The sequence below is a fragment of the Bradyrhizobium sp. AT1 genome, from assembly GCF_001590795.1.
Taxonomy (GTDB): domain Bacteria; phylum Pseudomonadota; class Alphaproteobacteria; order Rhizobiales; family Xanthobacteraceae; genus Bradyrhizobium.
In genome coordinates, this window is record NZ_JXDL01000001.1 from 6,371,791 (window position 1) to 6,384,076 (window position 12,286).

12 protein-coding genes are annotated in these 12,286 nt (G+C 63.6%); 7 read left to right on the forward strand and 5 right to left on the reverse strand.

Translation table 11 applies throughout. The annotated features are described in order from the left end of the window. Positions 1 to 10 precede the first annotated feature (10 nt). Entirely contained in the window at positions 11 to 1,081 is a 1,071-nt protein-coding gene (locus SE92_RS29545) for an alpha/beta hydrolase family protein (RefSeq protein WP_063201442.1), read from the forward strand. Between the two features lie 24 nt (positions 1,082 to 1,105). Here SE92_RS29545 and SE92_RS29550 read toward each other — a convergent pair whose 3' ends face one another. Beyond that, entirely contained in the window at positions 1,106 to 1,585 is a 480-nt protein-coding gene (locus SE92_RS29550) for a MarR family winged helix-turn-helix transcriptional regulator (RefSeq protein WP_063201445.1), read from the reverse strand. 538 nt (positions 1,586 to 2,123) lie between these two features. On the opposite strand from SE92_RS29550, the gene SE92_RS29555 reads away from it, so the two are divergent. Then, positions 2,124 to 3,695: a porin gene (locus tag SE92_RS29555; RefSeq protein WP_063201448.1), complete on the forward strand. Its 1,572-nt coding sequence runs from the start codon at positions 2,124 to 2,126 to the stop codon at positions 3,693 to 3,695. A 430-nt stretch (positions 3,696 to 4,125) separates the two neighbouring features. Here the strand turns inward: SE92_RS29555 and SE92_RS29560 are convergent, their stop codons facing one another. The 4 genes from SE92_RS29560 to SE92_RS29575 form a co-directional block, all read right to left on the reverse strand. Then, positions 4,126 to 4,761, reverse strand: coding sequence for a MarR family winged helix-turn-helix transcriptional regulator (locus tag SE92_RS29560; protein ID WP_063201449.1), 636 nt, complete (start codon positions 4,759 to 4,761; stop codon positions 4,126 to 4,128). Between the two features lie 850 nt (positions 4,762 to 5,611). Further along, complete coding sequence (gene fliI, locus SE92_RS29565) at positions 5,612 to 6,937, reverse strand: flagellar protein export ATPase FliI (RefSeq protein WP_063201452.1); 1,326 nt, start codon at positions 6,935 to 6,937, stop codon at positions 5,612 to 5,614. A 42-nt stretch (positions 6,938 to 6,979) separates the two neighbouring features. Next, positions 6,980 to 7,708: a flagellar basal-body rod protein FlgF gene (flgF, locus tag SE92_RS29570; RefSeq protein WP_063201455.1), complete on the reverse strand. Its 729-nt coding sequence runs from the start codon at positions 7,706 to 7,708 to the stop codon at positions 6,980 to 6,982. 3 nt (positions 7,709 to 7,711) lie between these two features. Next, positions 7,712 to 8,497: a DUF1217 domain-containing protein gene (locus SE92_RS29575; protein ID WP_063201458.1), complete on the reverse strand. Its 786-nt coding sequence runs from the start codon at positions 8,495 to 8,497 to the stop codon at positions 7,712 to 7,714. Between the two features lie 142 nt (positions 8,498 to 8,639). Between SE92_RS29575 and motA the strand changes: the two genes are divergently transcribed. The 5 genes from motA to SE92_RS29600 all read left to right on the forward strand — a co-directional run bounded on the left by motA (position 8,640) and on the right by SE92_RS29600 (position 12,281). After that, positions 8,640 to 9,536, forward strand: a complete 897-nt coding sequence (motA, locus tag SE92_RS29580; RefSeq protein WP_063201459.1) for a flagellar motor stator protein MotA — start codon at positions 8,640 to 8,642, stop codon at positions 9,534 to 9,536. Next, positions 9,536 to 10,477, forward strand: coding sequence for a flagellar motor switch protein FliM (locus tag SE92_RS29585; RefSeq protein ID WP_063203835.1), 942 nt, complete (start codon positions 9,536 to 9,538; stop codon positions 10,475 to 10,477). Before motA ends, SE92_RS29585 begins: the two co-directional genes overlap by 1 nt. Beyond that, entirely contained in the window at positions 10,458 to 10,772 is a 315-nt protein-coding gene (locus SE92_RS29590; RefSeq protein ID WP_063201462.1) for a hypothetical protein, read from the forward strand. The genes SE92_RS29585 and SE92_RS29590 overlap by 20 nt, the downstream gene beginning before the upstream one ends. A gap of 76 nt (positions 10,773 to 10,848) precedes the next feature. Continuing rightward, a complete protein-coding gene (gene fliN, locus SE92_RS29595) occupies positions 10,849 to 11,238 on the forward strand; it encodes a flagellar motor switch protein FliN (protein ID WP_063201464.1) in 390 nt (129 codons plus the stop codon). A 2-nt stretch (positions 11,239 to 11,240) separates the two neighbouring features. After that, positions 11,241 to 12,281, forward strand: coding sequence for a flagellar motor switch protein FliG (locus SE92_RS29600; RefSeq protein WP_063201467.1), 1,041 nt, complete (start codon positions 11,241 to 11,243; stop codon positions 12,279 to 12,281). The last annotated feature ends 5 nt before the right edge of the window (positions 12,282 to 12,286 follow it).

Consider the following 12,286-nt stretch of genomic DNA (forward strand, 5'->3'; position numbering starts at 1 on the left):
GGGGACTGACATGGAAGGTAATCATTGGCCTCATGGCTCGTGCGACGGCGCGGGTGCAAATCTGGCACGCTTGCGCCACCGCGCGTCCGAATTTTTCGATAGCCTGTCCGTCGCGGATCTGGTGCGAGAGAGGTCCAGGCATCTGTGGGTTTCGGACTGGTTGAGGGTTGCAGACGATTACCGGATCTCCGCCGAATCTGCGCACAGGGACGAGTCCGCCCCGATTGCCCTGGACGCGTGGCTGTGTTCGCTGACGGCGCTCGAAGTCGCCCGAAGTTTGTCTTCTCCGGGAGATCTCGCGGATGCTGACCTCTCAGACAGGCTCGATATCGGCCTGAAGGGCTTGGAGAGTGAGGTCGGCCCGGCGATCCAGCATGTGAAGATCGACGGCCTTGATCAAGGGCCGTTGACGGGGCTCTTTCGGCCGGCATTCCGTCAGGAGCGTTCTCCCGCCGTGATCTGCATCGCCGACGAGGGGGTCACCCTGGGCGCGATGATGAGCAGATTGTCGCCGGCCATCTGCCACCGCAACATGTCGCTTCTGCTGGTTCATGCGGGCAATGCGTCCATCCGTCGCCCATTCAAGGCCGAGCATATGCTTGCGTGCTGGCTCGACTATCTCGCGGCTCGCCCGGACGTCGATACGCGGCGGATTGCGGTCTATGGCGAAGGAGCGGGCGCCAGTCATGCGTCCCGTCTTGCCATGTCGGATCGCAGGATTGCTGCCGCCGTGTGCGACGGCGGCATTGCGGCACCGATCATGCGCCGGGCATGGCTGCGCGCGAGGCGTGGCGTCGCGCAGGCCGCGACCCCGCCGGATTGGCTGCAGCCGTCGCGCCGCATACCTTGCCCGCTTCTCGTGGTCGTCGGAAGTCGCTCGATGGTGTGGGAAGAGGACGCGCTCGCGCTGCAAGCCGGCTATCGGCAGGCCGGAGCTGACTGCTCGACTGTTGTGCCGACCTGCATTCCCCATCCACTAGGCGAGGTCGAGAATTTCATCGCTGTCGACAATTTCATTCTCGAATGGCTCGACAACAAGCTGGGAGCCGGCGGCCAGCTGGATTCTGTCACCCGTCTCTAGACGCGTCAGCCGCGCAACGGCTGGTCACGATGCGTCGATCGCCAGCAACCGCGCAGCCAGCCGCGCGTTCTTGGCAATCGTCGCAAGCGCGGCGTTCAACTCAGCCAGAGACTTCTCGTCGAGTTCGTTGAACATGGTCGAGTTCAAGGCGAGCTTCCTCTTCGACAGCTTCTCGATTTCCGTCGTGGCCTTTGCCGTCAGTGACATCAGGACGAAGCGTGCGTCGTCCGCTGCCGGCCGCCGCGATAGAAAGCCGCTCTTTTCGAGGCTCTTGGTCTGGTTGGTCACGAAGGCCGGGTGAACGCGCAGCTTGTTTGCGATGTCGATCCCGGCGACGCCGCGCCCGTCGTCGAGTTCGGTGATCGCCATCAGGATCAGCCATTGCGGCTCGGTGATGCCGAGCAGTCCGGCCCAGCTGGTGTGGATGTTCTCCAGCTGCGAGTGAATTTCGACGACGTTCCAGATGAAGTCCGTAATCGCCCTGTCGAGTTTTTTCTCGATCATGCCACGTTGCCCCTCCCGTTTGGCGTTGATCCTTTTTTTATTGTTCTTGGATCAGTGTTCTATCGGGATATCGCGAGGACGTCTCCTATGTCGTGCCCGTGCAGGGGCCTCGTATGCGTCATCGTGGAAATGGTCTAAAGATTTGATACTTGCAAAAATCAATTAACTCAATTACGTCTCGGCCCACTCAATCTTTGCTGCTCTTGACCCTGTCGACGGACAGCGATGTGAGACCTCCAAGAAAGCCCTCGGGATGCCCCCTGAGGGCTTTTTACTTTTTATTCAGTACGTTAGTTGGCCTCACCGGTGCCTATGTTGCTTTGCGGCAACATCTCCCGCCGAACTTACAATTCACCAAATCAATAAATTGAGGCTGTTGTTTTTATAAACTATACGTGAGGCACGACGGAGGGGGGGCACCTCACTGTCGTTTCAATCCGGACCTTCGGTGCGGATCTGAATTGAACGGAAATTATGAGGGTGAAGCGGTGTCCGCCGAGGAAGCCGAGCCCCCTGAATCGACCTGGAGGTTTACCTAATGAAGTTGACGAAGACGCTTTTGCTCGGCTCGGCTGCCGGCCTGATGGCCGCCTCCGGGGCGTTTGCTGCCGATCTTCCCGTGAAGGCCAAGGCGGTCGAATACGTGAAGATCTGCTCGCTGTACGGCGCCGGTTTCTACTATATCCCGGGCACCGACACCTGCATCAAGCTGGGTGGTTATCTGCGCGCTGAAGTCGCGTTCAACACCAACAGCAACTACGGTATCTCGAACGGCTCCCCGGCCGGCGCGCACAACCGTCTGAGCAACTACTATCAGATGCGCGCTCGTCAGGATCTCAACATCGACACGCGCACCGCCACCGAATACGGCGTCGTCCGTACCTTCTTCGACGGCGTGTTCACCTGGACCACCGGCGGCTACCAGGGCTCCGGCTCGGGCACGGGCAGCACGGTCTATACCGGCAACCTCGGCCTCAACACCTCCGGCACCACCCCGGCGCTCGTTGGTTCGTCGATCAACGGCACCGACGGCAACACCTCGGGCGGTTCGCTCGGCGTGTACTACGCCTTCATCCAGTTCGCCGGCTTCACCATGGGTAAGGCCGTGTCGCAGTTCGACGCGCCCTGGACCAACTATCCCGGCAACAACATCGACAGCCTCGTCGGTGGTTCGGGCACCGTCACCGGCGTCAACCAGTTCACCTACACCGCTGACTTCGGTCAGGGCGTGACGGCGTCGTTCTCGGCTGAAGACGCGACGGCCTATTACCAGGCCGGCAACGTGAACCTGACCGGCGCGACCGCCGGCGGCATGATCGGCGGCTCCTACGGCTCCAACGCCATCGGCGGCTCGCGTTCGCCGAACCTCGTCGGTATGGTCCGCGTCGACCAGGCCTGGGGCATGTTCCAGGCGTCGGTTGCCGCTCACGACAACCACGTCGCCTACTACGGCGCCACCGAAGCCACCGGCCACCCCGACGACAAGTGGGGCTGGGCTGTCCAGCTCGCTCTGTCGATCAAGAACATCCCGACTGGTGCGGGTGACGTGATCAACATCCAGGGCGTCTACACCGACGGTGCGACCCGCTACAACTTCCAGAACCTGGCGGGCAGCTCCTACTCGATGTTCGGCAACTCGAGCAATGCCTACCAGAGCGTCGGCTTTGCCTATGCTCCGGACACCGTGTTCGTCACGGGCGGCCAGCAGGAAACCGTCAAGACCTGGGGCTTCCGCGGTGCTTACACCCACAACTGGGATGCCTACTGGAACACCGCGCTGTATGGTGCCTACGCTCAGGCGCAGTACGGCTCGACTGCCAAGACCGCTCTCTGCGGTGCTGGCGGTGCAGGCGGCGTGTTCGGCGGTCTCGCCGGTGTCACGGGTTGTAACCCTGACTTCGCCGTCGGCCAGATCGGCGTGATCACCCGCTGGACCCCCGTCAAGAACCTGACGTTCTCGGGCGACCTGAACTGGACCCGCCTCGACCAGAAGTACTCGGGCACGGTTGGCTATGCCGGTGCCGGCACGACGGCCAAGCCGGCCGCCCTGTACGAGCTGAAGGATCAGGACAGCATCACCCTGCTGCTCCGCGCCCAGCGCAACTGGTAAGATCAGTCGAAGCATTTCGACGAGCACCCGGCGGGAAACCGCCGGGTGTTTTTTTGCGCGCGTTAGGTGATGCTGGACGCTCCTTCCGCGCAAAAGATTCCATTTTAACGAAATTCGGTTTTGTCGCAAGTCTCGTCCATCCCGGCTCATCCGAGATGGGCGACCTTATGCGTGGTTGGAAAAGCAAGCAGTCGCCCCTTGCTCCGTCATTGCGAGCGCAGCGAAGCAATCCAGAATCTCTCCGTGGAGGGATTCCGGATTGCTTCGTCGCAAGGGCTGCTCGCAATGACGTTGAGAGAGCGCGCGCCAAACACTCCGCGGTGCGCCGGCAGGGCCGGGGCCCATCTCATCGCGCATGACCGTGTCGCCTTCGCGATCCCGGCTCAGTCCCGCAACGCCATAAGCGAATTCAGACGCCTCGCCGGCCGCGTCAGCCCTGGCTTGCGATCCGCGCGCGGTCGAGATGCTCTTCGATCTTGGGGCGGTCGCGGGTGCGCTCGAAGCTCGTGCACAGCAGTTCCGTCTCCTCGAGCGAGATCGGAGCGCGATACAACCGGCACATGAACTCGGCGCTCGCGCGTCCCTTGGAGGTGGCCGGGCTGCGCTCGGCGAGAAACATGCAGTCGCGGCAGATGCTGGCGTCGAGCCGCTGATGGGCCGCGTCGAGATGATTGAGCACCTCGCGGAGCGAGTCGCGCAACCTGACGCATTCGTCGTTGCCGAGCGCCGCGACCGCATTCACCACGTGATTGATCGGGTCGTGCTGATTGAGACACTTCTCGCCCTGCGCAGTGACGTGCAGGACGACAGAACGCTTGTCCTCATGCGACGGCTTGCGCACCAGAAACGATTTGCTCTCCAGCGTCTTCACGATCTGCGATGCAGTGGCTCTGGTCGCGCCGATGAAGCCGGCGAGCGCGGACGGCGTGCGCGAAAACCTGTTGGCGCGGCCGAGAAAGCGCAGCGCCATCCATTCCCGATCGCGCAACCCGTGCTGATTGCCTTCGAAATACCAGGCCCTCGCCGCCTGAACCAGCAGCTCGACGGCTTCCCGTGCCAATGGCATGAATCTACCCCGTCCCCGGAACTTCGTCTGCGGCGTCCTGAAGCCGCTGCCCGCCCTGTCCCGCGAATCCTTCGAACGACATCGAACGGTTGCAGCTGCCCGGCGAGCACGTCGCGTCGAACTCTCGTTCGAAGGAACGAATTGCAGTGCGCCCGATCTCGATCGCTCGGCGTCGCGTGCTCCGGAGTGAGAAACTGCGTCGTTGGCATGCCAACAGCGTCGTCGTCGCGCGGGGGCCCGAGTTGCCCTCGCCAGCAGACGATGGATCGGAATAGCTCAACCGAAGCCCCTGAGTTCAAGTCACACGCAGACGTTTCTTATCTTCCGCCGAAACGATGAATGAGCTTCTCAACAAAATCAAGTACAGACCCGCGCGAGCCCCAGATGTCGTTGCAAGCGAATGTAACGTTCAAGACAATCTTGTTCTTCGGGACACATGATAGTGAACGCAATACGTTGTGCGGCAAGCATCATGCACTCAACTCTGCGACGCTTTGATTGCGCGACATCTTGTTGTCTGTGTTCGGCGCAAACTGATCGAAGCTTGTGCATCGCGACGACGAGTCTCGACACGTCATCCACAACTTGTGCGTGGTATCGGAGAATCGATAAGGGAACTCGCAGGAATTGCACGCGTCGGTTGTTGACGTCGCAACCGCGGAATCAGCCGCTCAGCCGCTGACCGGGAAGGCGGGCCCATGCCACGTGCGCTCCCGCCTTTCGATCTGGTCGAGCATTATCCGGGCCAGTGCAAAGCGGCTTTGCCTTGCGACAAACGCGGAACGCATTGGCGCGGGGATCGTGCTCAAAGAGCCGGCCCGATGGCGATTCGTCGTGGCCGTATCGCGCCTTAGTCGCCCCGGAGCATGTCCCTGAGCTCGCGGAACGGATCGGCGCTCGGGGGCGCGGAAGCATCCTGTCGCATCGCGCCGTAGATTCTCGGAACCATGTCGATCGCCTGGTCGAGACCCGAATCACGTCCCGACTGATATCCGCCCATCAGGCGAAGGTCGCGCGTGTCCTCGTATTTTGCGATCATGGAGCGCAGCTTGCTCACCAATTCGCGCTCTTCGGGGTCCCAGACGTTGTGAGCGAGGCGGGAGACCGAGGCCAGAACGTCGACGGCTGGATAGCGCGCCTGGTCGGCGATGTGCCTTGACAGCACGATATGCCCGTCGAGCGTGCTGCGGATGGTGTCGGCGATCGGCTCGTTGTGATCGTCACCGTCGACCAGCACGGAGAAGATGCCGGTGATGGTGCCGGAACCTTCCTCGCCGGGGCCGGCGCGTTCCAACAGGCGCGGCAGATCGGTAAACACCGTCGGTGCGTAGCCGCGCGCCACCGCGGGCTCGCCGGCGGCGAGCGCGACCTCGCGGGCGGCGTGGGCGAAACGGGTGATCGAATCGACCATCAGCAGCACCGATTCGCCCCGGTCGCGGAAATATTCGGCGACCGCCATGGCCGTCTTCGGCGCCAGCCGCCGCATCATCGGGCTTTCGTCTCCCGTCGACACGATGGTGACGGCGCGCTGGCGATCGTTGCCCAGCACATCCTCGATGAACTCGCGCACCTCGCGGCCGCGCTCGCCGACCAGGGCCAGCACGACGGTGTCGAAACCCTGGCTGCGCGCGAGCATCGCGAGCAGCGTCGATTTGCCGACGCCGGAGCCGGCAAAGATGCCGACGCGCTGGCCGGCGCAGATCGGCGCGAACAGATCGATGACGCGCACGCCGGTGCGCAGCGGCTTGTGCACGCGTGCGCGCTTCATGGCCGACGGCGCCTCGGCCTCAGCCGAGACCGCCTGGGGGCCCGGGGTGAGGGGGCCGAGGCCATCCAGCGGCGCGCCGAGGGCGTTGATGACACGGCCCTTCCAGCTCGGATCGGGCGCAAATGACAGAGGCGGCATCCGGTAGGCGACCGAGCCGAGGCCGCCGGCAAATTGCCGGTCGAAGGGCTTCGCCACGATGCCCTCGCTGTCGATCCGCACCACCTCGCCGATCTGGGGCTTGCCGGCCGAATTGACGCCGATGAGCTCGCCGAGCCTGACGAAGCGCGACAGGCCGGAGACACGGAAATGCGTCGGCGCGATCTCGGAGATCGCGCCGCTGACGCTTGCCAGGGGAGTGCTCTGCTGAAGCTCCAGCAGCGCCCACTCGAGTTGCCGAAGAGCGTTCAAGGTATCCGTCCAACCTCAATCTCAATGCGCGCGGGGCGCAGACTATTTGCCAGGCTCGCCCAGCGTCCGGATGGCATTCTGCAGTGAGCTCTCGGTGCCCTCGATCATCGAATTGGTGCCGTCGAAGGCGCGTGAGGCCGCGATCAGCTTGGTCAATTCCATCATCGGGTTGGCGCCGGAGCCCTCGACATAGCCCTGCTTGAAGCCGTCGCGGGAGAAATCGGCGATGGCGGTCGCGGGCCGGTCCGGCGTCACGCCGGAATTGCCGTAGCGCTCGAGACTGGCATCGGCCGGGATGTTGAACAGGCCGAGGGTGCCGATCTCGTTGTTGTCCTGGGTGATCGCGCCGCTGCGCGCGATCGAGATCGGTCCGCCGTTGGGGTCGAGCGTGATCTGCGCGCCCCCGGAATCGACGACCGGAAAGCCGCTCACGGTCTGAAGATCGCCGTTGGGGGCGATCTGGAGCCGGCCGTCACGGGTGTAGACCGTGCCGTTCGGGCCGGCGAAGGCGATCCAGCCCTGGCCGACCACGGCGACGTCGAGCGGGTTGCCGCTCTCGGTGATGTTGCCTTGCTCGCGCGAGATGATGTTGTCGCCGGGCGAGGAGAAGGCGACCGGGTTCGGGCCCGCCTTGGACAGCACGGTCTCGAACTTCACCACGTCGGTGCGGAACGCCGCCGTGTTGACGTTGGCGACGTTGTTGGCGATCGTCTGGAGGCGCTTTTCGAGGGCGACCTGGGCCGACAATCCCACATAGAGGGCCGATTGCATGACTTACCTGTTGAACCTGATGTTCTGAAGAGTCGTGAGCATGTTGGTATCCATGCTGGCCGAGGATGCGCCCCCAATCAGGACCAGCGCGGAATTGGTCGAGTTGTTGCTCTGGGCCTGGGTCGCGTCCCACATCGCCGCAAAGCGCTGCACGAATTTGGTGACCTTGGCTGGGTCCTTGAAATCGGCGAGGTTGATCCTGCTCGTGATCATCTTGGCCTGGGCGTCGATGTTGGCCGCGCTGATCGTCGAGGGCAGGCCGAGCGCGGTCTGAACCACTTGCGTCAGCGCCTTGTCCGCGAGGACCTGGTAGGCGGTCGTGATCGTGGACGCTTTGCGGGTGAAATAGAGCGCCAGCCGCAGACCCTCGTTCTGGTCGCCGGCCTTCTGCTCCATCGTCTGCGTGACGTAATGGGTCGCCGTGCCGGTCGTAGCCTGGGCGGTCTTGGTCGCGTTGCTGCCGAGAGCGGCGAAATTGAAGGCGGTGGCGAATTCCCGGTAGCGGGTGTCGGTCAGCTTGTTGGCGAAGGTGTTCTTGTTCCCGACACCCTCGGTCAACACCTTGCGCATGAACGCCTTGGCGTAGGTCATGTCGCTGAGGCCGTAGGCCTTCATCGCGTAGGAATAGAGACGATAGTCCTTCAGGAAGTCGTCGATCGTCTTCACGTTGCCGATATGGCTCAGGAAGTAATCGGTCTCGCGGCTGACATCCGGCTGTGTCGCGACCTGGGTCAGCGACTTGCCCATGTCCTTGGTCAGTCTGGTGTAGTCCGCGATGGTGGATAGCATGACACGCGCCCCTCTGGCCGCTGTTGCGACGCCGTCCCAAGCTGCCGCCAATTGCTTGCGTGGGGCTGGCGATGGGGAAACCAGCTTCGCGCAAGGCTCGCCGACTAGATATTCCCGATGGGATCGGCGATGGAGCGGCGCGTTGGGCAGTTTCGTGGGGGTTTTCATCACGGTAGCGGCGCTGCTCGGTGGATTTGCCGCCATGGGCGGGCACCTGGGCGTGCTGATGCAGCCTTGGGAATTCGTGATCATCATGGGGACCGCGATCGGCACCTTCATCGTGGCCAATCCGTGGAAGACGGTCGTCGATACCGGGGTTGCCTGCATGCAGGCCATCACCGGCGCGGTGCCGAGTGAGCGCTATTATCTCGACCTGCTCGGGGCGCTCCATGCCCTGATGCGCGAGCTCAGGGGCAAGGGCCGCAACGAGGTCGAGGCGCATATCGACGACCCCGCGTCCTCCGAGATCTTCAAGGCGTTCCCGAGCGTGCTTGGCGATCCCTCGCTGCTCCAGTTCATCTGCGATTACGTCCGCCTCATCATCATGGGCAATGCGCGCACGCACGAGATCGAAGCGCTGATGGACGAGGAGATCCACACCATCGTGAAGGGCAAGCTGGCGCCCTATCATGCGCTGGTGACGGTGTCCGAGGCGCTGCCGGCGCTGGGCATCGTCGCTGCCGTGCTCGGCGTCATCAAGGCGATGGGCGCGCTCGACCAGTCCCCGAAGCTGCTGGGCGGCTTCATCGGCGCGGCCCTGGTCGGCACCTTCGCCGGCATCTTCCTGTCCTACGGCGTCCTTTCGCCCTTCGCGATCAAGATCAAGATGACGCGCGAGAAGAAGTGCCGTCCCTACATCATCGTCAAGCAGACGCTGCTGGCCTTCATGAACGGCGCCATGCCGCAGATCGCCGTCGAGCACGGCCGCAAGATGATCGCGAGCAGCGAGCGGCCCTCGATCGACGTGGTCGAGAACGAGACGATCGCAGGCCCCAAGGCCGTCGTGTCCGAAGCTGAACCGAAGGCGGCCCGCGCATGATGATGGGAGACGACGTCAGCGTCGATCACAAGAAGCAGCTCCCGAACTATCTGCTGGACGCTGCCGGCATATCGATCGAACGCATGCCGATGCTCAATGTGATCTTCGATCGCATGGCGGCATCGTGCACCGACAGCCTGCAGCCGATGGCGGGAACGCCGTGCTATTTCTCGGTCAACGGCATCACCAACGATCCCCTCGGCGACATCATCAAGGATTACGAGGGCAACGCCGTCGCGGCCGTGCTCTATGCCGAGCAGTGGGATTCGCGCGTCATCATCATGCTGGACCGCGACTTCGTGTTCACGATGGTCGAGGCCATGTTCGGCTCCGACGGCGCCGAACCGCCGCTCGACGTCGAGCGCACCTTCTCGAACATCGAGATCCGCCTGGTCCAGGCGCTGTTCGAGCGCTTCGCCAAAGCGCTGCAAGGCGCCTTCGCCGGAACGTCCAACGTCACCTTCCGCGTCGAGCGGGTCGAGACGGCGATGGCCTCGCTGGCGATCGGGCGCGCCAGCAACATGTCGATCTGCGCGAACATGATGGTGCAGGCGCTCTACCGCGGCGGCCAGATGTTCCTGATCATTCCGCACTCCGCGCTCAACCCGCTGCGTCAGAAGCTTGCAACCGTCACCGCCAGCGACGGCCGCACGACCGATCCGCGCTGGCGCGAGCAGATGGAGAGCGAGGTCCATCGGACCGAGGTGACGCTGAGCGCGGTGCTCGACGAGAAGATGATCTCGCTCGAGGACGTCGTGCAGTTCAAGGTGGGGCAGGTGCTGGAGCTGGAGGCCACGCCGCGCACGCTGGCGCGCCTCGAAAGCAACAATCAGGTGTTGTTCTGGTGTCAGATCGGCCAGCTCGATGGCTATTACGCCATGCAGGTGGCCGATCCCGTGGATCAGAAACGGGAGTTCGTTGATGATATCCTATCTCGTTGATGCCGTGCTGCTGATCGCGCTGGCCTTCACCAGCATGCGGGTGACCCGGATGCATCGTGAGCTGGCGCGTCTGCGCAGCTACCAGGGCGAATTCTCCAGCATCGTGCACGAGACGGCGGGCGCCTTCGACACGGTCATCACCGCGGCGCATGATTCCACCGCCAATCTAGGACGCCTCGCCAACGTGCTGAGCACCAAGATCGATCAGGCCCATGAGGCGATCGCGGCGCTCGATGCCCGCAGCGGGTGCGCGCCGGTCGCGACCGCCGGCGGGCCCGAGGTGAACAAGCACTGAAGCCGAAGCCGGCAGAACCAATACGAACGGAACGCTGGGGCGTTCCGGGAGCGGAACGACCAAGAGGCGATACCAGATGGCGCAATCCTTCGACTATGACTCTGCCACGCGAGCACCTGCCGCCGACGAGGGGCATACGGAAACGACCCCGCTGGAGCGGCTCGCGGAGATCGCCGCGCGCACCGCGGAAGAGAGCGGCAAGTTCGCCAATGTCGACGCCATCCTGCGCATTCCCGTCACCATGCAGGTGGTGCTGGGATCGGCGACCATCCCGGTCGCGAACCTGATGAAGCTCGGCCGCGGCGCGGTGGTTCCGCTCGACCACCGGGTCGGCGAGCCCGTCGACGTCGTCGTCAACGGCCGCATCGTCGCCCGCGGCGAGGTGGTCGTCGTCGAAGAGGACAATTCCCGCTTCGGCGTCTCGCTCACGGAGATCGTCGGTCCGCTGGGGCAGGGCGATAGCTGACCATGGCGGCACAGGTCGGCATCGCTCCCATCAAGCAGCGAGGCGTTGCCGCGCTGGGCGGAACGGAAAAAGTCGCGGCGCTGCTGCTGGCCATGGGCCGGCAGGCGGCCGCGAGCGTGCTCGCGCAATTCGAGCCCCAGGACATTCGCGTTGTCACCAAGGCCGCGGCCGAGCTGCGACCGATCACGGCGCAGGAGCTCGAATCCATCGTCGAGGAGTTCGCCCAGCAGTTCTCGATGGGCGCGAACATTCTCGGCACGCTCGGCGGCCTGGAGGCCGTGCTCGGCGACGTGCTTCCCGCCGACCAGGTGTCGGCGATCATGTCGGACCTGCTCGGCAATTCGAGCCGGTCGGTCTGGGATCGCGTCTCGTCGGTGTCGGAAAACTCGCTGGCGACCTACCTCTCCAAGGAGCATCCGCAGACCGCGGCGCTGATCCTGTCCAAGGTCAAGCCGTCCTGCGCCGCCAAGGTGATGAGCCAGCTGCCCTCGAGCCTGCGCAACGAACTGATGCGGCGCGTGCTCAGCCTCAAGCCGATCGTCGACGACGCGATGAAGGTGCTCGAGAAGACGCTGCACGAAGACCTGACGCTCAATTTTGCCCGCAACCTCGGCGCCGACACCTATGCCCGCGTCGCCGACATCATCAACAAGATGGAGCGTGGCCATATCGAGGACATGCTGAAGAGCCTGTCGGAGAAGCGGCCGAAGTCGGCCGAAGTGCTGAAGGAGCTGCTGTTCACCTTCGACGACGTGACCAACCTGACGCCGAAGGCACGCACCATGATCTTCGACCAAGTGCCGACCGATCGCATCGTCATCGCGCTGAAGGGAACCGACAAGCATTTCCGCGAACTGATCCTGTCCTCGGTCGCATCGCGCGTCCGCCGCGTCGTCGAGCACGAGCTCGCCATCGGCGAACCCTCGAACCAGCGCGACGTGCTGGAGGCGCGGCGCGTGATCACCGATCTCGCGCTCGACCTCGCGGAGAAGGGCGAAATCGAGCTCAATCCCGAGCAGGAGGATGAGCTGGTCTTCCGCTGACCGCT